Source organism: Paenibacillus sp. PL2-23, from assembly GCF_040834005.1.
GTDB lineage: Bacteria > Bacillota > Bacilli > Paenibacillales > Paenibacillaceae > Pristimantibacillus.
In genome coordinates this window covers 3,955,412-3,975,980 of sequence record NZ_CP162129.1, presented here as the reverse complement: position 1 = coordinate 3,975,980, position 20,569 = coordinate 3,955,412, and the positions used below count along the sequence as shown (strand labels likewise).

The 20,569-nt window shown below is 54.1% G+C and carries 17 protein-coding genes and 2 pseudogenes; 18 read left to right on the top strand and 1 reads right to left on the bottom strand.

Annotation, left to right across the window (positions count from 1 at the left end; translation table 11 throughout):
- The first annotated feature begins 104 nt into the window (after nt 1–104).
- The 8 genes from AB1S56_RS17430 (at nt 105) to AB1S56_RS17395 (ending at nt 7,944) form a co-directional block, all read left to right on the top strand.
- A complete protein-coding gene (locus AB1S56_RS17430) occupies nt 105–1,481 on the top strand; it encodes an MFS transporter (protein ID WP_340868206.1) in 1,377 nt (458 codons plus the stop codon).
- Nucleotides 1,381–2,298 carry a cysteine synthase A gene (cysK, locus tag AB1S56_RS17425; protein WP_340868205.1) on the top strand — a complete coding sequence of 306 codons (918 nt, stop codon included), beginning with the start codon at nt 1,381–1,383 and terminating at the stop codon, nt 2,296–2,298. The genes AB1S56_RS17430 and cysK overlap by 101 nt, the downstream gene beginning before the upstream one ends.
- Nucleotides 2,299–2,398: 100 nt before the next feature.
- Nucleotides 2,399–3,532 carry an endospore germination permease gene (locus AB1S56_RS17420; RefSeq protein ID WP_340868203.1) on the top strand — a complete coding sequence of 378 codons (1,134 nt, stop codon included), beginning with the start codon at nt 2,399–2,401 and terminating at the stop codon, nt 3,530–3,532.
- Nucleotides 3,480–4,949, top strand: a complete 1,470-nt coding sequence (locus AB1S56_RS17415; protein WP_340868200.1) for a spore germination protein — start codon at nt 3,480–3,482, stop codon at nt 4,947–4,949. Before AB1S56_RS17420 ends, AB1S56_RS17415 begins: the two co-directional genes overlap by 53 nt.
- Nucleotides 4,946–6,094: a Ger(x)C family spore germination protein gene (locus AB1S56_RS17410; RefSeq protein WP_340868198.1), complete on the top strand. Its 1,149-nt coding sequence runs from the start codon at nt 4,946–4,948 to the stop codon at nt 6,092–6,094. The genes AB1S56_RS17415 and AB1S56_RS17410 overlap by 4 nt, the downstream gene beginning before the upstream one ends.
- Before the next feature lie 69 nt (nt 6,095–6,163).
- Nucleotides 6,164–6,385 carry a hypothetical protein gene (locus AB1S56_RS17405; RefSeq protein WP_340868196.1) on the top strand — a complete coding sequence of 74 codons (222 nt, stop codon included), beginning with the start codon at nt 6,164–6,166 and terminating at the stop codon, nt 6,383–6,385.
- A 20-nt stretch (nt 6,386–6,405) separates the two neighbouring features.
- The gene (locus AB1S56_RS17400) at nt 6,406–6,801 is read left to right on the top strand and encodes a spore coat protein (RefSeq protein ID WP_340868194.1); all 396 of its coding nucleotides are present in this window, start codon (nt 6,406–6,408) and stop codon (nt 6,799–6,801) included.
- A 129-nt stretch (nt 6,802–6,930) separates the two neighbouring features.
- Complete coding sequence (locus tag AB1S56_RS17395; RefSeq protein ID WP_340868192.1) at nt 6,931–7,944, top strand: HD-GYP domain-containing protein; 1,014 nt, start codon at nt 6,931–6,933, stop codon at nt 7,942–7,944.
- Nucleotides 7,945–7,975: 31 nt separating this feature from the next.
- Here the strand turns inward: AB1S56_RS17395 and AB1S56_RS17390 are convergent, their stop codons facing one another.
- Entirely contained in the window at nt 7,976–8,227 is a 252-nt protein-coding gene (locus AB1S56_RS17390; protein ID WP_340868191.1) for a hypothetical protein, read from the bottom strand.
- Between the two features lie 204 nt (nt 8,228–8,431).
- Here AB1S56_RS17390 and AB1S56_RS17385 point away from each other — a divergent pair, with 204 nt between their 5' ends.
- From AB1S56_RS17385 to AB1S56_RS17340, 10 genes and pseudogenes are all read left to right on the top strand, one after another.
- Nucleotides 8,432–8,923 (top strand): Lrp/AsnC family transcriptional regulator, encoded by a 492-nt coding sequence (locus tag AB1S56_RS17385; RefSeq protein WP_340868189.1) that lies wholly within the window; start codon nt 8,432–8,434, stop codon nt 8,921–8,923.
- Nucleotides 8,924–8,938: 15 nt separating this feature from the next.
- The gene (locus tag AB1S56_RS17380; RefSeq protein WP_340868187.1) at nt 8,939–10,153 is read left to right on the top strand and encodes an aminotransferase class I/II-fold pyridoxal phosphate-dependent enzyme; all 1,215 of its coding nucleotides are present in this window, start codon (nt 8,939–8,941) and stop codon (nt 10,151–10,153) included.
- 76 nt (nt 10,154–10,229) lie between these two features.
- The gene (locus AB1S56_RS17375; protein ID WP_340868186.1) at nt 10,230–10,808 is read left to right on the top strand and encodes a cob(I)yrinic acid a,c-diamide adenosyltransferase; all 579 of its coding nucleotides are present in this window, start codon (nt 10,230–10,232) and stop codon (nt 10,806–10,808) included.
- A 19-nt stretch (nt 10,809–10,827) separates the two neighbouring features.
- Nucleotides 10,828–11,775, top strand: a complete 948-nt coding sequence (locus AB1S56_RS17370) for an RluA family pseudouridine synthase (protein WP_340868517.1) — start codon at nt 10,828–10,830, stop codon at nt 11,773–11,775.
- 76 nt (nt 11,776–11,851) lie between these two features.
- A complete protein-coding gene (locus tag AB1S56_RS17365) occupies nt 11,852–12,223 on the top strand; it encodes an arsenate reductase family protein (protein ID WP_340868184.1) in 372 nt (123 codons plus the stop codon).
- Nucleotides 12,216–13,469, top strand: a pseudogene (locus AB1S56_RS17360) (aminotransferase class I/II-fold pyridoxal phosphate-dependent enzyme). Before AB1S56_RS17365 ends, AB1S56_RS17360 begins: the two are co-directional and overlap by 8 nt.
- A 34-nt stretch (nt 13,470–13,503) precedes the next feature.
- A complete protein-coding gene (locus AB1S56_RS17355; protein WP_340868183.1) occupies nt 13,504–14,370 on the top strand; it encodes a 5'-3' exonuclease H3TH domain-containing protein in 867 nt (288 codons plus the stop codon).
- Between the two features lie 92 nt (nt 14,371–14,462).
- On the top strand, nt 14,463–15,107 hold the full coding sequence (locus AB1S56_RS17350) for a YfbR-like 5'-deoxynucleotidase (protein WP_340868182.1): 645 nt from the start codon (nt 14,463–14,465) through the stop codon (nt 15,105–15,107).
- Between the two features lie 124 nt (nt 15,108–15,231).
- Nucleotides 15,232–18,655, top strand: a pseudogene (locus AB1S56_RS17345) (sugar-binding domain-containing protein).
- A 222-nt stretch (nt 18,656–18,877) separates the two neighbouring features.
- Nucleotides 18,878–20,434, top strand: a complete 1,557-nt coding sequence (locus AB1S56_RS17340) for a response regulator transcription factor (RefSeq protein WP_340868181.1) — start codon at nt 18,878–18,880, stop codon at nt 20,432–20,434.
- The last annotated feature ends 135 nt before the right edge of the window (nt 20,435–20,569 follow it).

Genomic DNA, 20,569 nt, shown 5'->3' with positions numbered 1-20,569 from the left:
CTTCCATATTTGGACGGGCATCGGCGATGCTTCTTCAGGGTATGTTACAAAACGAATGTTTCTAGCGCAGCTGCTTAGCTGTATGGCGCGAAGGAGGTTTCGTTGTGGCAAAAGCATTGGAGAAGCAAGCGGTTCTGCTGTTGATTGTTCAAGCGCTGTTCGGCATTGCAAGCGCCTTGTCCGGCACGTTCCTGCCCGTCTATCTGTGGAAGGCAAGCGGCTCGTATTCGCTTATTGGCTGGTTTACCTTTGCTCATTACCTGGTGGGCGGATTAACCTTCTGGTTTGCAGGCAAGTGGGTGAAGGAGTTCAACAAGATGCACAGCCTGCGTCTTGGCATTGCCTTGTCCGGCCTCTTCTATTGTATGGTGCTGCTGCTTGGCGAAGGAGCGATTCGATGGTCTGTGCCGCTCGGCATTCTGAACGGCCTGGCATCGGGCTTTTTCTGGCTTGCGTTTAACGTCGTTTATTTCGAGGTGACGGAGCCCGACACTAGAGACCGATACAATGGCTGGGCGGGCCTGCTCGGCGCGGGCGCCGGCATATTGGCGCCCTGGATATCCGGCCTGCTCATTACCTCCATGCAAGGGGAGAGAGGGTATCGCTTCATCTTCGGCTTGTCGCTTGCCATCTATTCGGTCAGCGTCATTCTGAGCTTCTGGCTCAAGAAGCGCCACGGAGAAGGCAGGTATCACTGGATGATGGGCTTCCGCAAGCTGATGGAGCCAGGCAATCCATGGAGAAAGCTGTTTCCTGCTATTGCAGCTCAAGGTATTCGCGAGGGTGTATTTATGTTCCTCGTCGGCTTGCTGGTCTATGTGGCAACCCGTGATGAGAGCAGGCTTGGCACCTATTCGCTTATTGTATCGCTGGTATCCCTGGTCAGCTTCTGGCTGGTGGGCAAGCTGATGGCCAAGATGAAGCGGCGATGGGCCATGCTGGCTGGCGTTATTATGATTGCGGCTGTCATATTGCCGTTGTTCTGGCAGGTGTCGTATTTGACCTTGCTGTTGTTCGGTATCGGGACGTCCCTGTTTATCCCGCTGTATATTATTCCAATGACCACTCGCGTATTCGATGTGATCGGCCAGTCCCAGGAAAGCGCAAGGAACAGGGAAGAATTTATCGTGCTGCGCGAGGCAGCGCTCACAACGGGAAGAATCATTGGTTTGATCGCATATTTGATTGTGCTGCCCCGCACGGACTCTCCGCTCGCGATTACTTGGCTTATGCTGGGAGTCGGGGTTGTCCCGATCGCGGGCTGGTGGTTCATGCGTTCCTTCCTAAGGGACGAGGCGCCGCATGGCGAAGCTGTAGTCGGAGCCGATGCAGCAGCACATGTTAGCGTAGCAAAAGTAAGTACGGAAGCAGGTAGTCATTATGGGAAAAGTAGCATCCATTATTTCGGAGCTGATCGGCGCGACGCCGGTCGTTCAACTCAACAGAATGGCGGAGCCGGGCGCCGCGGACGTGTGCGTTAAGCTGGAGAGGTTCAATCCAAGCGGCAGCGTCAAAGACCGAGCCGCCTTCTCCCTGATCGATACGGCGGAGCGTAACGGGCTGATTCGTCCTGGAGATACCATTATCGAGCCGACAAGCGGCAATACCGGCATTGGTCTGGCCATGAATGCCGCAGCCAAGGGCTACAGACTGATTCTTGTCATGCCGGACAATATGTCCTCGGAGCGGATCAAGCTGCTGAAGGCTTATGGCGCTGAGGTGGTGCTGACGCCGGCTGCTGAACGTATGCCGGGCGCCATTCGCAAGGCAGAGGAGCTTCGGGCGCAGAAGCCGGGCAGCTTCATCCCGAATCAATTCGAGAATGCAGCCAATCCGGATATTCATCGCCGGACCACGGCGCTCGAAATCATGGACCAAACAGATGGCAGGCTTGACGCGTTTATCGCTACGGCAGGCACCGGCGGCACGGTAACAGGCACCGGCGAGACGCTGAAGGAGCTGCTGCCCGGCATTCATATCGCCGTCGTAGAGCCGGAGGGCTCTCCTGTTCTGTCCGGCGGCAAGCCAGGTCCTCATAAGCTGGTTGGCACTAGTCCAGGCTTCGTGCCCGCGATCCTGAATACGTCGGTCTATGACGAAATTATACGGGTTAGCGATGATGACGCGCTGGGCACGATGCGAAGGCTGGCAAGGGAAGAAGGCCTGCTGCTTGGTCCGTCCTCCGGAGCGTCGGTATGGGCGGCCATGCTGGTCGCGAGACGGCTGGGCCCTGGCAGACGCGTGCTTTGCATCGCTCCAGATACCGGAGAGCGGTATTTGAGCATGGACATCTTTTAATTATTTTCCACAAACCACAAGCCATTCTCTATTTCCTCTATTATGCATTCAGGCATTCATTTCTGGGCAACCTTTGGTTGGAAGGAAGTGAATGCCTGTTATGTCTTCAATCAAAAAATTCGGAATTTTCCCTTCAATAGCGATGATCGCATTGTCGGTTGGCCTCATCAATCATGTTCTGTTAGGCCCCCTATTGCTGGACAGCGCCAAACGAGACGCCTGGATGGTTGTGCCCATCTCACTTCTTATCATCCTGCCGTGGCTTCTGGTTCCCTTCACATCGCTCCTGAGCAAGCTGAAGCGCAAGAGGTTCGATGTGTGGCTGAAGGAGCATCTTCCTCCATGGGTTGTGCGAATCATCATGATTTATTTCATGATTCTGCTTATTTGGGCGTGTTCGGAGACGCTCATCATCAGCTCCTCCTGGGCTGGCACTACTTATTTGCCTAGAACGCCAACGGTTATTATCAGCGTTGTTTTTTTAACCCTATGCCTGTACGCGGCACATAAGGGGCTGCGCTCCATCGCGTATCTGAGCTGTATTCTCCTTCTCATTGTTTCCGGTCTGGGGCTATTCGTTATGGCAGCCAATATTCCGCACAAGGATTATTTGTACCTGCTTCCTATCCTGGAGAATGGACCGGCGCCTGTTATGCAAGCTGTGGTATATGGCTTGACGTCGTTCAGTGAATTTGTTTATGTGCTGCTGTTCCAGCATCATGTGACAGGCTCCTACAAGCGAAAGCATCTGATCCTTCTTGTGCTGTTTCTGACTCTGCTGGCTGTAGGTCCCGTCATGGGGGCCATCTCAGAATTTGGTCCTGTGGAGGCGGAGAAGATGAGATATCCGGCTTTTGCGCAGTGGAGGCTGGTCTCGATCGGCAAATATTTTGAGCATGTTGATTTTTTTGCCATCTATCAATGGCTCTCCGGCGCCTTGATTCGAATATCCCTGGCTCTTTATCTGATTGTGGAATACAGCTCGATCAAGCGAATGAAGAGACCATGGATAGGCTACATGCTGCTTGGCATAGGTCTCGCAGGTCTAGCCTACCTTGGTATTCATCATATGATCCTGTATACCAATGTTATATTCCACGTCTATAAGTGGTATGGCATTCTTACAATAAGCCTTGTGCTGCTGCTGTATGCGGCAAGCTTCTTGAGGAAGAGGGGGGATCATGATGGACAGCCACAACATCGACCAGGAGGCGCTGAAGAGCAGCCTGCATGATGAAATCCTGGATCCAGAAGCGTTTCGTCGGCAATTGGAGCCATGCGAGGATGTATTTGAGCATACGATTGCGGTGGGCGGCAGCGAGGGGCTGCGGGCAAGGTTGTTTTATTGCGACGGCTTAATTGACAGCAAGCTGTACCATATGAGCCTGCTCCCCTTGCTGGAGAACTGGCCATATCCTTCTGACAAGCCATCCACGACTTTCGTTGATCATCCTCGGAAGGCGTTTATGAGGCTGGAATCAGAGCAGTCCGCTCATTTATTCGCCAGGCTGTTCGCCGGGAGTGTGATCATCACGTTCTCCGACGACAACAGCTTCTATGAATACAACATTTCGAATCAGCCGTCCAGAAGTCTCGAGGAATCAACGATGGAGCTGTCGGTCAAGGGCCCGAGAGACGGCTTCGTCGAACAGCTATCTACCAACGTAGCGCTGATCCGCAAGCGGCTGCGGACGCCGAACCTGCATATCGAATATATGAAGCTGGGAAGGGAATCCCAGACGGAGATCGCGCTGCTTCATATGCCGAATTATACGCCGGAAGGCTTGGTGGATGAAGCCAGAAGACGTCTGCGGCTCATCGATATTCCATCATTGAACGGAGCAGGCGAGCTGGAGGAGCTGCTGTCCGACAGGCCGCTTGCCTTGTTCCCGCTGCTGGATTACATAGGCAGACCTGATTTTGTCGTCCAATCACTTATGAAGGGGAGATTCGCGATCATTGTCGATGGTACGCCGGCTTCACTGATCGGTCCCGGCAATTTAATGCTGCTCATCAAATCTCCGGAGGACGCGCATCTGCCTTTTTATTTCGTTACTCTGGAGAGGCTGCTCCGACTGCTGGGGCTTATACTGGCGCTGCTGCTGCCGGGCTTCTGGATTGCGTTGTCCTCCTACAATACGGATCAAATTCCATTCACCTTATTGGCAACCGTTACGATGGCTCGGATTGGACTGCCTATGTCCGCCACGATGGAAATGTTCCTGATGCTGACCTTGTTCGAGGTGTTCCGAGAAGCGGGTGTTCGGCTGCCGCGGCCCGTAGGCCAGACGGTATCCGTGGTGGGCGGGCTAATCATTGGGGATGCTGCAATTCGAGCTGGCATGACCTCTCCTACCATGCTCGTCGTAGCAGCCGTAGCAGCCGTATCCACCTTCACGCTGGTTAACCAATCGCTTGCAGGCTCTGTCACACTGATGCGAATCGTCATTCTGATACTTGCCTCCATGTTTGGCATGTTCGGTTTTTTTGTCGGCTTGTTCGGCCTGCTGCTGTATATCTGTACGCTGGAGTCGTTTGGCCAATCTTATTTGACGCCGCTGGCACCCTTCCGTTATAAGGGGTTGGCCGCGTTGATCCAGCTGCCATGGAAGTTTGCCGATACCTCCTCTTCAAGAAGGAAAAAAACATGATCTCGCGGCGGAGGTGGATGGCCTGGATCGGCTTGGTACTGATTGTCTTGCTTATGCCAGGCTGCTGGGACGAGGTCAACCTGCAGGATGTAAGCTATGTCTCGGCTATCGGCATTGATTACAAGGACGGCCAATATACCATTTATGCGCAAATGCTCAATTTCTCGTCTATTGCCAAGACGGACTCTCCGCCAGGGGACGGCAATCAGGTATGGATAGGCAAGGCCACGGGCAATTCGGTGCTGATGGCTGTCCATGCTTTAAGCCGAAGCAGCTACTTAACTTTGAACTTGGAGCATCTCAAAACGATTGTTGTTCAGGAGAGGGCGATGAGCCAGCTTACGGATATATTAGACGGTCTTAACCGTCATAGAGCTTCCAGATACACAACGTTTATTTACGGCACCAAGGTGCCGTTTGAGGAGCTGTTTAATACAGAAAGCTTCTTTTTTCAATCGCCCTTGAACAGCTTGATGTATTTGCCGAGCCCCCATGAGGAGGACTACACATTCATTAAAGCCCAAACGATGCAAAGCTTCGTGCGGCAGCTGAAGGAGCCGGCAGAATGCGCCATGCTGCCTGCCATGACGGCAAGCGAAGCCTATTGGAGGCATGGCAAGAAGCCCATGAATACACAGCTTATTGGCGGCGTATATGTGGTGCATGATTATGACTACAAGGGATATGCGCCGGAAGAGGAAATAAGGGGGATTAGATGGGCAAGCCAATCCTTCGAGCGTGTGTTCATGACAGCTGAGCGAAACGGGACTTCCGCAACGATTGTGATTACTCAATCTCATCTGAAGCTGCGCGCCGCAAGCCTCGAGAAGCCGGAGCGATTCGAGCTGACGCTCCAAATTCAAGGCTATGTCGCCGAGATGGACGGAGAAATGAGCAAGCTGGAGATCGAGAGCAGCATCCAAAGTGACGTTACCCAAGAGATCGAATCGACCTACAGGTATGGCGTAAGCCGCAAGCTGGATCTGTTTGGATTGGAGCATCATTTGTACCGATACCATAATGGATATTGGAAGCAGAAGGTAAAGGATACGGAATGGAAGCCTGAGTCCAGTCAGCTAGAAGTAAAGGTAAAGATGGCGCTGAGCGATTCCGGGAAATTCGAATTATCGGGAAGCGGCTCATAAAAAACAAATTTCGGATCATAATACAAAAGGCACTAAAAAGCATCTATTCATGTACAGGAGGGAAAACCGATGATTCAGCCTATGACGGCCAAAGAGCTGGAGTATATTGCCGATTCCATGTCCAACGAGGATTTGCTCATGAAGCAATGCGCTGCTGTTGTGTCCATAGCAACATCGCCTGCGATTCGCGACTGCTGCACCCAAATGATCCAGCAGCATCAGCAGCATTATGATTCGCTTATGCATGCTATTCAGCACCATCAGCAAATTGCGCCTACACAGCCCCAATAACAACTGAAGGAGGAATTACGATGCAGCACCAACAAGCTCAACAACCGCAGCATCTCATGAATGAAGAGGATTTGGCGTCAACCGTGCTTGCAGATCTAAAACGCGTTGTTCGCGAATATGCAACGGCCGCAACAGAGTCAACATGTCCCGACATTCGGCAACTGTTCACCAAGCTGCTGGACAACACGCTGAGAGCGCAAGGACAGCTGTTCCAAGCGATGCAGCAAAGCAATATGTACAACGCGGCGTCCCCGGCTCTTCGCCAAGAGCTGGACAAGCAGGCGCAGCATTACCAGCAGACTGCACAGAAGACGCAGCAGCAGCTGCAGCAGAAGCTGGGCGGCATGATGCCGCATGGCGCCATGATGAATGGCAATCAGAACCAGCAGGGCCATCAGCAGCCAATGTATATGTAAGGCTGCCAGCATGCCTGATTAAGACCCTTCGGGGTCTTTTTCTCATTTGGCTTGTCCAAAGGATAATGTTGCTATTGCGGGAAAATCTTTTATAATGAGTCTTAAGTCATAGAATGGCAGGTGAACGGAGTGGAAATATCCGGCAAGGAAGCTTTGCGTAATTGTACGACTTCGGAAGGGACTAAGTTTTGTCCGGTGTCGCCCCTGCACTATACCATGTTCTGGTCAGGTTATATCGCTATTGCGGCAGCAAGCGTAGCTGTGAATGTATTCATCCCTAACCCTTATTTGCTTGCGCTGTTCGCTATCCCGGCGATTTACATAGGATTGATGCGAATGCCGGTAACGGCATTTCTTGCCGGGGCTGCGGCGCTGTCCGGGCTCATTGCTGCGGTGTGCGGCTGGATGTGGATGACGGTGCTGCCGGTGGGAGCTTTTTTTGCGCTGATGCTTATTACCCGGCGTATCGTTACGGTGTCGCGCCGTCATTTCCAACAGAAGGAGCAATATGAGGAGCTGTTCATGGATACAATGCTTTCCTTTGCGAAGAGCATTGATACTCGAGATCCCTACACGGCGTTCCATTCCCGCAATGTAGCGGAGTACGGCAAGTCCATCTCGCTGGAGCTGGGGCACTCGGAGCAGCAGGCTGAGGCGGTGTATCTTGCAGGACTCATTCACGATATCGGCAAGATCGGCACACCGGAGGCCATTCTGGGTAAGGAGTCGCGTCTAACGGAGGAAGAATACGCCATCATGAAGCAGCATCCGGAAGCCGGCTACGACATTATTAAAAATATAGCAAGGCTGTCGGAGCTTGGCATAACGGATATGGTGCGCCATCATCATGAGAGGTTCGATGGGCGTGGATACCCCCATGGACTGAAGGGTGAAGCCATTCCTCTTGGAGCGCGCATACTGGCGGCGGCGGACGCATTTGATGCCATGACCACGAACCGTTCTTATCGAGCGAAGCTTGCGATTGAGACGGCAGCAGAGGAGCTTCGCAGGCATAGCGGCACGCAATTCGACCCGGCAGTGGCAGGTGCGTTCCTGCGTGTGCTTGAGCGGGAAGGGAAGCTTGAAGCTTCGGCTCAGGCCGCCGGCGCTGAGGCGGTGCGCGCTCCTGCAGCGGCCGTGTAACGGCTAGGCATGGCTCTATTAGCCTGGTGCCCTAGGCGGCGGAGGCTTGTTCCACGTTCTCGTGAGGGAGCTGCTTGGGAGCAAGCCAAGCGCGAAGCTCGCCAAGCAGTGTGTTCAGCTCCTGGCGAAGCTCGTGCAGCTCTGTCCGGCAGCGGTCCTGCAGACCGTCCATATCGTCTGGCGTAAGCTGTCCGGTGCGAACCTGGAAAATAAGCTTGTTGGCGATCGTTTCGTTATCGCAAAATCGGGGCGTATAGGTGATTATCGGCGTGGATGTCATCATTGTGGCTCCTTTTGGATAGGCTGTTTGTCCTAACTGTAGCAAGGAATTGTTAAATACATGCTGTGAATATGTGAAAACCATGTAAGAAAATTAAACTTGCTCCTGAAAGTCGTTAAGAAGAGGTTTCAAATTCTCTTTGCAGAGCGGGTTGATTCGTTGTAAAATAGCCTTTATAACCGCAGGCGAGCTGGAAGGAGTTTTCGCATGAACGAACTACAGTTGAAGGTTTTGGAGCTGCTGAAGGAAGACGCCCGCAGGGACGCGGAGCTGATCGCGACCATGCTGGACGAACCGGTAGAGGCAGTGAAGCAAGCGATTGCCGCGATGGAGCAGGACCATGTCATCGTGAAATACGCGACAGTTGTGAACTGGAGCAAGGTGGACGATGAGAAGGTGACGGCCTTGATCGAGGTTCAGATTACACCTGAGCGCGGACGCGGCTTCGAGGGGATTGCGGAGCGCATCTACCTGTACCCGGAAGTGAAGTCGGTGTACCTCATGTCCGGAGCATACGATTTGCTGGTGGAGATCGAGGGCAAGAACCTGAAGGAAGTGGCCTCGTTCGTATCCAATAAGCTTTCTCCGATCGATGCGGTATTGTCGACGAAGACGTTTTTTATATTGAAAAAATACAAACAGGACGGCATCATCTTCGAGGAGCATGAAGGTGACCATCGGCTGATGGTATCGCCGTAATAAAGGGTGATGGCGATGATCAAAGAGGATTCGGAACAATCCGTCCCTGTGCGGCGAGAATCGATGGCCGACTACTTGTCTCCTCTCGTTCGAGGCATCAAACCGTCGGGAATCCGTCGGTTTTTTGATTTGGTCAGCTCCCGCAAGGACATCATTACATTAGGCGTCGGGGAGCCTGACTTCGTAACGCCGTGGCATGTGAGGGAAGCGGCTGTCTACGCGCTGGAGACGGGCAAGACACAATATACGTCCAACGCAGGAATGCCGGAGCTGCGCGGGGCTATCGGGCAATATCTGAACGATTCATTCGAGGTGGAATACAATCCCGCGAATGAGATTATCGTCACGGTCGGCGGCAGCGAAGCTATCGACCTGGCGCTTCGGGCACTCATTACTCCGGGAGATGAAATTCTTATTCCGGAGCCTTGTTATATCTCGTACTCCCCCATTACTTCACTTAGCGGAGGCGTGGCGGTAGGAATCGAGACGTTCGCGGCGGATAACTTCAAGCTGCGGGCCGACCAGCTTAAGGCAGCGATTACACCGAAGTCCAAGGTGCTTATCCTCTGTTATCCAAGCAATCCGACAGGCGGCACTATGACCTACGAGGATTGGCTGCCTATTGCGAAGGTCGTCGAGGAGAACGATCTGATCGTCATTTCCGATGAAATCTACGCGGAGCTGACTTATGGCTCCAAGCATGTCAGCTTTGCCGCAATGCCGGGGATGAAGGATCGCACCATTCTCGTCAGCGGCTTCTCCAAGGCGTTCGCAATGACAGGCTGGCGTATGGGCTATGCATGCGGCCATACCGATCTGATCGGAGCAATGCTCAAAATTCACCAGTACACCGTGATGTGCGCACCGATCATGGCACAATACGCTGCTCTTGAAGCGCTGCAGAATGGTCTGGAGGAGAAGGACAGGATGGTGGAGTCCTACAACCAGAGACGACGTCTCGTGGTGAAGGGCTTCCGGGATATCGGGCTGGAATGCCATGAGCCGCAAGGAGCGTTCTACGCGTTCCCGTCGATTGCATCGACTGGGCTGACGAGCGAGCAGTTCGCCCAGCGTCTGCTGGAGGAGGGCGGTGTCGCCGCCGTTCCTGGCGATGTATTCGGCCTTGGCGGCGAAGGGCATCTTCGCTGCTCTTATGCGACCTCCGTCACTCAGCTGACTGAGGCGCTGGAGAGAATTGGACAGTTCGTCTACAAATTGAAGCAAGGCTAAGTTGAACAGCAGCAGGCCGGGATCGATTCCTGCCTGCTGTTGTGCTATGCGGATCATAAGATGAAGGAGGAGACATATGCGACTATATACCAAAACAGGCGACAAGGGCGAAACCTCGTTAATTGGCGGGAGAGTGAGCAAGGATGACGCGAGAGTGGAGGCGTATGGAACGATCGACGAGCTGAACTGCTTCGTCGGCGTCGCGCAGGCTGAAGCGGCGAAGCATAAGGGGCTGGAGGAGCTGGCAGGCTGGCTCGTAGACATCCAGCAGGAGCTGTTCGACTGCGGCTCCGATCTGGCGTATGCGAAGGAAGGCACGCCTTACAAGATGGATGGAGAACCGTCCGCGCGGCTGGAAGGATGGATTGATCGGTACATAGAGGAAGCGCCTGAGGTTACACGCTTCATTCTGCCCGGAGGGAGCGCTGTGTCATCGGCGCTGCATGTATGCCGTACCGTATGCCGCAGGGCGGAACGCCGGATCGTCACCCTCTCGCGGCAGCATGCCATTAACGAAGAGGTGCTGATCTATATCAATCGGCTGTCTGATTTCTTCTTTGCGGCGGCTCGTGTCGCCAACGCAAAGCTGAACGTGCCGGATACGGAATATGTTAGAAGCGCGGAAGTGTTCCGCAAGCGGAAAAAGCAATCGTAAGGTGGCGGCGGAATTGGACATCAACGAACAGTATTACGCGCCGCTTGTCGTGAAAGTGGCTGCCGAAGACGCGGGCAAGGAAGTCCGGAAGGTGCTGGAGCGCAGGCTCGGCGTATCAAGGAAGCTGCTCTCTCAGGTCAAGCTGACGGAGCATGGACTGACCGTTAACGAGCAGCGAGTCTACACGAATGCCAAAGTGGCGGCCGGCGACATCATTCGGCTTCGGATGGAGCGGGAGCAGTCCGACGACATTCTCCCTCAGCCCATACCGCTGGATATTGTGTATGAGGATGAGTACCTGCTGATCGTGAACAAGCCGGCAGGCATGATCGTGCATCCGACGCATGGCCATTATACCGGCACGCTGGCGAACGGCGTGGTCAGGCATTGGCTGGACAAGGGGGAGAAGGTCCGATTCAGGCCCATCCACAGACTCGATGAAGAAACGTCGGGGCTGGTCGCCATAGCCAAAACGGGCTACGTGCACCAGCAGCTGTCCGAGCAGCTGCAAGCGGGCGAAATGACGAAGCTGTATCGCGCTTATGTATATGGTGTCCCTCCCGAGCAATCGGGCGTTGTGGACGAGCCGATTGACCGCGACAAGGAGCAGCCGCATCTGCGCGTGGTCACTCCGGAAGGTTATCCTTCCCTTACACGGTATGAGGTAATGAGAAGCTACAAGGGCGACAGCGGGCTAGCTGCGTCTTCTGTCAGGCTGAAGCTTGAGACGGGGCGAACGCATCAGATCCGCGTTCATATGAAGCACGTTGGCTGTCCGCTCATCGGCGACAAGTTGTATGGTCCCGGCGAGAATGGCGTGGCGGAATGGGAGTCAGCCGTCGGGCGCCAGGCGCTCCATGCGGAGACGCTGGGTCTAACGCATCCTATGCTGAGGGTTAGAATGGAGTGGACGGCGGCGCTTCCTGCGGAGCTTGCTCATCTGGAGCAGCTGCTTTCGCAAGTTTAATCGACATGCGCAGTCAGGCGCCAGCCTCCAGCTTCGCTGGAAGCTGGAGCATAGAAAGGGGTTATTGGGAGCTATTATGGGGAATAAAGTGACCATTATTGAATATCCGAAATGCAGTACATGCAGAGCGGCGGTGAAATCGCTGAAGGCCAAAGGCAATGAGGTGACCACGAGGGATATCGTTAACGATACGCCTTCTGCAAAGGAGCTGAAGGAGCTGCTTGCGATCAGCGGTATGGATATTAAAAAGCTGTTCAACACGTCTGGCGAGGTCTATCGCGAGCTGGGACTGAAGGACAAGCTGCCTGCCATGTCGGAGGAGGAGAAGCTGGATTTGCTGTCACAGCATGGCATGCTGATTAAGCGTCCAATCGTTACTGACGGCAAGAAGGTTACGGTTGGGTACAAGGAGGAGCTGTTCGAGCAGCAATGGGGCGGTCATGAATAACAGAGGGAATAAAGGCTTCTGCGAGGATGAGCCATCGGGTAAAACGTGGAGATCACACAGGCTGTCGCAGCTCGGCTCCTCCATCTTCTCGGAGGTGGCGGCCTGGAAGCGGGCAGCTGCCGCCAATGGCACCGATATGATTGATCTCGGCATTGGAAGCCCGGATCAGCCGCCGTCGGAGGCGGTTCGGCGAGCGCTAGCCGACGCCGCGCTGCGGACGGATATGTACGCCTATCCCGCTACCAAAGCCGGCATGCCGTTTAAGGAAGCAGCCGCTGCCTGGATGAAGCATCGGTTCGGGGTTGATGCTGATCCAGAAAGTGAAATTCTCACGCTGCTTGGTTCACAGGACGGACTAGCTCATCTGGCTATGGCTTTGTGTGATCCCGGCGATGCGGCGTTGCTTCCGGATCCCGGGTATCCGATATACGCCGCCTCGCTTGCGCTGGCTGGTGTGGAGCCGATTTCGATGCCGCTGCGGGCGGACAAGGGCTTCATGCCCGACCTGGACGCGATCACCGATGAGGCCTGGAAGCGGGCCAAATTTATTTTGCTCAATTATCCCAACAATCCGCTGTCCGCGGTTGCCAGCCTCAGCTTTTTCGAGGAGCTGGTGAATAAGGCGCGGGAGCATGGAGTGCTGGTTGTACACGATCTGGCCTATTCCGAAATGGGCTTTGACGGCATGGAGCCGCCCAGCGTCTTGCAGGTGCCGGGAGCCATGGCGCAGGCCGTGGAGTTCCATTCCATGTCGAAGAGCTTCAACATGGCGGGCTGCCGCCTCGGCTTCCTGGTCGGCAACGCTGAGGCGGTAGGCGCGCTCAGAGAGCTTAAGGCGAATATTGATTATGGCGCTTTTGATCCCGTGCAGGAGGCGGCTGTCGTCGCTTTGCAGTAGGCGATGTCGAATCCAGCTTACGTCAAAGCTGGAGCCCTGTACGAGCGTCGGCGCAACAGCTTTGTGCATGCGCTGCGATCGGAGGGGTGGGCTGTGGATATGCCAGCCGCCACGATGTTCGTATGGGCGAAGCTGCCGTCCATGTCCTGGGACTTAGGGACGCCATGGACCTCGAGAACCATTTCCCAGGAAATGCTCAAGGCGACAGGTGTTGTTGTTGTGCCTGGCGAAGCCTTTGGCCAAGAGGGAGAGGGCTACGTGCGCATCGCGCTTGTGGAATCGGAGGAGAGGCTGCTGGAAGCGGCGGCACGAATTGGACGCTTCATCAGAGGCGAGCATGTGATATAATGAGCGCAAAGATAGAAGGGGGCGGATCAGCACAATGAGCCAACAAAGGCTGTTATTAGTGGACGGAATGGCTATATTGTTCCGGGCATACTTTGCAACCTCGTTCACAGGCAGCATCAGAAGGACAAGCGCGGGAGTGCCCGTCAACGCGGTGCATGGTTTTGTCCGGTATTTCATGGATGCCATTAGCAAATTTGATCCAACGCATGTGATATGCTGCTGGGATATGGGAAGCAAGACATTCCGGACGGAGCAATACGACGGGTACAAGTCGAATCGTCCCGATGCGCCGGAGGATCTTATACCGCAGTTCGAGCTGGTGAAGGAGGTTGTCGCCAGCTTCAATGTGCCTAATCTCGGCATCGAGGGCTACGAAGCGGATGATTGTATCGGTACGCTGTCCATGATGTTCAAGGATCAGGCTGACATCGTGATCGTAACGGGAGACCATGATATGCTGCAGCTTGTGGATGACCGGGTGTCTGTAGCCATTATGAAAAAAGGCATCGGCAACTATATGGTGTATACGCCGGCTGTCCTTCTGGAGGAGCGTCAGCTTACGCCTCTGCAAATTATCGACCTCAAAGGGCTGATGGGCGATACAAGCGACAACTATCCCGGCGTGAAGGGCATCGGCGAAAAAACAGCGCTGAAGCTCATTCTGGAGCATGGCTCCATTGAAGGATTGCTGGCGAACCTCGATGCGGTCTCCAAGACGATTCGCGCAAAGATCGAAGCGGATCTGGACATGCTGCATTTGTCCCGCGACCTGGCCACCATCCGCAGAGATGCTCCCCTTGCGGCGGAGCTCGCAGCTTGCGGCTGGTGCTACGAACGGGAAATGGTGCTCAGCAAGTTCGAGGAGCTGGAGTTCAGAAGCCTGGTCTCTTTGATCAGCTAAAGTTTTAACGTAAGCTTATCAATTCTTTCAATTGAACTTTACAATTGTGTCGTATGCTATTCCTGCACCGGAGAACGGAGGAGGAATGGTTCATGGGTATTCATTATTACTTTCGCTCTTTAAATGAATTGGAACGGATCATTCGCTGTCCCGGCAAATTCAAATTTGAAGAGCATAGCGTTGCCGCCCATTCATGGAAGGTCGTGCAGTATGCCAAGACGCTGGCCGATATTGAGGAACGAAACGGCGTCACGATTGATTGGAAGAAGCTGTATGAAATTACGAGCAGCCATGACTACGGGGAAATCTTCATCGGCGATATCAAGACGCCAGTCAAGCATTCGTCCCCCGAATTGCGGAAGCTGATCCAGCAGGTTGAAGAGGGTATGGTATACAACTTCATCGAGGAGCATATACCGGACGAGTTCAAGTCCATCTTCCATAACCAGCTTCGGGAGGGCAAGGACGATTCCGTAGAGGGGCTTATTCTGGAGGTCGCCGATAAGCTGGACCAGGTGTACGAGGCGTTCGCCGAGCTCCGGCGGGGCAATACGGAGAAGGAATTTATCAAAATGTACCGCGATGCGCTCATCAAAATCAATCATATCGATTTGCATTGCGTTCGCTACTTTTTGAATCATATTTTGCCGGACATGGTGAATGATGAAATTGTATCCACGGTTGATATCCGGCGCATTACAGACGAAGCGCTGGGCCGTATCGATCGCCCGGCTTGAAGCGAGAGAAGCCGCTTATCCGATTATGTATCGGATGAGCGGCTTTTTTATTTTTTTCTTGCGGGTCATATTACGTGCTACTATAGAGGTTATACATGGAAGTGTTTAGAAGGGGGCAAGCCCGATGAATACGAAGACGTTATTTAATGATGGATGGAAGTTCGCCAAGAGCGGGTTGGACACCTTGGATAGCGGCGGCCTCAGCTTCAAGCCGGTCGATCTGCCGCATGATTGGCTGATCTATCAGACGACGGCGTTGTACGAAAACGGCATCGGCTGGTATTGTAAATCTTTTGTCCTGAATCCGGAGATGGAAGGGCAGAGGCTGCTGCTCTATTTTGACGGGGTATATATGGATTCGGCGGTGTATGTGAACGGAGGCTTTGTCGGCGAGTGGAAGAATGGCTATACCTCCTTCGAGCACGACATCACAGACGCCCTTGTTCAGGGCGAGAACGAAATACTTGTCAAAGTCACGTATCAAAGTCCGAACAGCCGCTGGTATTCGGGAGCGGGCATTTATCGCAATGTCTGGCTGAAGACTAGAGGCAGCCACTATATCGAGACAGACGGCATATACGTCTCCATCCAGCAGCGGGATGAGGCCTGGAGTGTTGAGGTCGAGACGGATGTGAGAGCCGAGATGGGAGCGATCCTGGAGCATCGCATCCTGTACAATGGTCAGCCGGTCGCGAAGAGCGAGCAGAGGGTCGACAGAGGCGAAAGCCCCCACCAACGCGACATTCAGACGCTGACGGTGCACGCTCCACAGCTCTGGAGTCCGGCTTCTCCAAGCTTATATCAGCTTGTGACGACGCTGAGCGCAGCCGGCTCCAAAGGCGCGCTCTTGGAGACGATTACGCAGCATATCGGCTTCCGCTTCATCGATATGAATCCCGAGCTCGGACTTCGAGTGAACGGAGTACGCATGAAGCTGAACGGGGTCTGCGAGCATCACGACCTCGGCTCGCTTGGAGCCGCGTTCAACAAGCAGGCGCTGCGAAGAAGATTCGATATCCTGAAGAGGATGGGCGTTAACGCGATCCGCACGGCGCATAATGTGCCTGCGCCGGAGCTGATGGAGCTGGCGGATGAGATGGGGCTGTTCGTTGTCTCCGAATTGTACGACATGTGGGAGCGTCCGAAGACGCCTTATGATTTTGCAAGGTTTTTCGCGGATTGGGCATACCGCGACGCAAGAAGCTGGGTGCTGCGCGACCGCAATCATCCAAGCTTGCTGATGTGGAGCATTGGTAATAAAATCTACGACACACATGCTGACGAGCGAGGCCAGGAGCTGACTCGCCTGCTGGCCGGGTATGTTCGGGAGTTCGATATGAAGGAAAACGCAAGGCCGACGATTGGCTCCAATTATATGCCATGGGAGAACGCGAGGAAGTGCGCGGATATCGTCAAGCTGGCAGGCTATAACTATGCGGAGAAATATTATCGCCGGCATCACGAGGAGCATCCCGACTGGATCATCTACGGCAGCGAGACGGCTTCCGTCGTGCAGAGCCGCGGCGTTTATCATTTTCCTTTCGACAAGTCTATTCTCGCTGACGACGACGAGCAGTGCTCGGCGCTTGGCAACAGCTCCACCAGCTGGGGCGCGAAATCCGCGGAAGCCTGCATTATTGCGGAGCGGGACACATCGTTCTCCCTGGGCCAATTTCTATGGACGGGCTTCGACTATATCGGAGAGCCGACTCCCTATCATACGAAGAACAGCTATTTCGGCCAAATCGATACCGCTACCTTCCCGAAGGATTCCTATTACATCTATCAATCGGCATGGACCGATTATCGGGAAGCGCCCATGGTGCATATTTTCCCTTATTGGGATTTCAATGACGGTCAACTGATCGACGTCCGCGTCTGCTCCAATGCGCCTAAGGTGGAGCTGCTTGTGAATGGCAGCAGCGAGGGAGTGTTCCACACCCATCATAAGCATGGCACACAAATTGTTGGCTGGTGGAAGGTGCCTTACAGAGCTGGAGAGCTGCGTGCGATCGCTTACGACGAGAACGGCGTTGTCATTGCAACGGATGCCAGATGCTCCTTCGGCGACGCAGCTTCAATCTGTCTGCTCGCGGACAAGGAGGAGCTGGCTGCCGACGGGCAAGATTTGCTTTTTGTCGAAATTGGCATGCTGGACAGGGAGGGCAATTCCGTTGACAACGCCAACAACCGCGTTCGTGTAGAGGTGTCGGGTCCAGGGCGGCTTCTTGGTCTGGACAATGGCGACAGCACGGACTATGATCCATACAAAGGAGTAAGCAGGCGTCTATTCAGCGGTAAGCTCATGGCCATTATCGGATCGACGCTTCAGCCCGGCACAATCGGCGTGACGGTCCACTCGGAGGGGATGTCCTCCGTTACGGCAACTTTTCTCTCCCGTCAAGCCTTGCATGTGCAGGCGGGGGTATCCGCGGACGCTGTGCATGCTGCGCTGCCGCTTTTAACGGGACACGCGGAGGAGATGCCGCTGCGCAAAATTGAATTGATAAGCCGCCAGGGCCAGAGGTTCGACGAGACCATAAGAGAGCTGACTGTGGAGGCGAGGCTATGGCCGGCCAACACATCCTATCGCGATGTGGAATGGCGGGTTGTAACGGACGAGGGTATCGATTCCAATCTAGCAAAGGTCGAAGCGAACGGTCTTGCCGCCAAGGTTACGGCAATTGGCGACGGCTCCTTCCGCCTCCGCTGCACAAGCCGGAACGGAACGGAGAAGACAAAGCTTATCTCGCAGCTGGAATTTCAGGCATCGGGGCTGGGGACCGCCTACAAGGATCCCTATGGCTTCATATCGGCCGGATTATACGATTATGGCAAGGGAGAGATCGGCAACGGCAACGAGCGCGGCGTAGCGACCAGCAGGGACGGCGAGACGCAGGTCGGATACCGCGATATCGACTTCGGTCCGTACGGCTCCGATACAATAACGATACCGATCTTCGCCTTGTCGGACGAGCCTTATTCGCTGCAGATATGGGAAGGGATGCCGGACGAGGAGGGCAGCAGTATGGTCGCCGATGTTGTGTATCAGAAGCCCTCGAGATGGAATGTATACCAGGAGGAGACGTATCGCTTGGCCAAACGGCTGAGGGGGATAACATCCATCTGCTTTGTGCTGCGCCAGAAGGTGCATTTGAAGGGCTTTGCGTTTGAAAGGCAGAATCGCGCCTTCCAACGGAATGCCGCCGCATCGTGCGACCGAATCTATGGCGACACGTTTACTGTTGCTGAGGAGCGTCGGGAACAATGTCTCGCTGGAATTTCAGTATTTGGATTTTGAAAGTGATGGTGCCTCTAAGCTGGTCATATGCGGCAGATCGCCTATTGATAAAAATACCATTCAAATCCGATTTGCCGGCCCTGATGGCGAGTCCAGCCAGCTGGTGGAGTTCGGACAATCGAACGCGTACGAGGAACGGACATTCCAGCTGGAGCGGGTAACCGGGGAGCAGAAGGCAACCTTCCTCTTCCTGCCGGGCAGCTGCTTTGACTTTGGCTGGTTCCGATTTGAACGGGCTCCTAAATAGTAGATGGTGCAAGCAATGGCAATCCTCGCTGCGGTTGGGTGACGGATTGCCGTTTTTGTATGAGCATAGGCTGCTTTGAAAACGAATAGGCGTTAGTTGCATCAAAATAGTGCAATAAATGAACAAGATAATGTTTGCTTGAAAGCGGTTCATTTCAGTATAATAGCTTGAAATCGCTTCATATGCGCATATTTTAGCTTATAGTAAGCGGGAGGAATCAGTATGATTAAAGTGCTAATTGTCGACGACGAGCCGAAGCAGAGGGAAGGCTTGCGCGCTGTGATTGATTGGCCTTCTTACGGATTCACCGTAATGGATACGGCAGCGAACGGTAACGAGGCGCTGGACAAATATAAAACGATCCGGCCCGAGCTGGTCATCGCGGACATTCGCATGCCCGGAATGGATGGCTTGCAGCTGGCAGGGCAGCTCCGCGCGCTCGACGAAAGGCTGCATATGCTTATCTTAAGCGGCTACGCGGATTTCGATTACGCCAAGAAAGCGATGGCGCACCGTGTGGACGGCTATTTGATGAAGCCGGTGGACGAGGATGAGCTGATCGACTACCTGACCAAGATCAAGGAGCAGATCGATCGGGATCGCGCCGCGGAGCGCTGGCAGCGGGCAACCAGCGAATGGAGCAGGGAAACCTTCATTCGCACGCTGCTGAATGGAACAGCAGAGGACCGCTCAGGCCTGGAGAGGGAAGCGGAGCAGCTTGGGCTGTTATGGAGCAGCTACCAGGTGCTATTGCTGACGCTTCTGCCTAAGGAGGAGGGCGAGGAGCTGGACATAGACGCGCAGAAGGGGCTTCAGCGGCTGCTGGCGGAAATGTTCGAGCAGTCTGGTCGGGGCTTCGTATTCAGTAATCAGGCCAAGATTGGCGTACTGCTGAAGGAGCCGATACTGAGCGTGGAGAAGGATGAGGTCTACCGGGAGCTTCAGCGCGAGCTGCAGCGATGGGACATCGAGTTCTCCGCTTCACTGGGGCCGAAGGTGCATACGCTTGGGGAAATTGCGGAGTCCTATGGGGCGGCAAGGAGCTTGAGCAGAAAGCATTTTTTTATCGGTAACGGCCAGCTTCTGTGCCCGGAGCTCGAGAAGGCGCTGGAGCAGGCTGCAGCGGATGATCATAAAAACGCAGAATTGTGCAAGGAGCAGCTCTATTATGCGCTTGAGGTAGGCAATAAGGAAACGATGCTCCAGCTGCTTCGCCAGACAGGCCAGAGCCTCATCGCCCAAGGTCTGAATGAAGGGGAGCTGAAGCGCCGCTTCGTGGAGCTGCTTACCTCGACTCTGGGCAAGGGGCTTAAGCAATCGCCTCAGCTGCAGAGCCGCAGCGAAGAGTATGCGGATTATATCGCGGAAATTTACAAGGTGCATACGGTTAAGGGCGTCTATGAGAAGGCGGGCCATTTCCTGGAGCAGATGATGAATCAGCTGGGCGAAGGCGGCAATCACCGCGAGGTGAAGATGATGCTGGATTTGATCCATCGCAATTTCAGCGACAATCTGAAGCTGGAGACGCTGTCTGGCATCTTCAACTACAACAGCGCTTATCTGGGCAAGCTGTTCAAGAACGTGACCGGCGAATATTTCAATACGTATCTGGACAAGGTCCGGATTGAAAACGCCAAGACGCTGCTGGAGGAAGGTATGAAGGTGTATCAGGTCGCGGAGAAGGTCGGCTATACGAACGTTGATTATTTTCACACCAAATTCAGGAAGTATGTAGGCACATCGCCATCCGCCTACCGCAAGACGGCAAGCCATGCTTAACAAAGTGAAAGCGCGAGGTTTCTTCTAAGAAGCCGCGCGCTTTTTTGTCAGATTTTTATATGAAAAGAGGGCTAATTATGTATGTGTTTAAGCGCTTCCAGTACACAGTATGATAAGGTAGGGCCTAACAGAAAG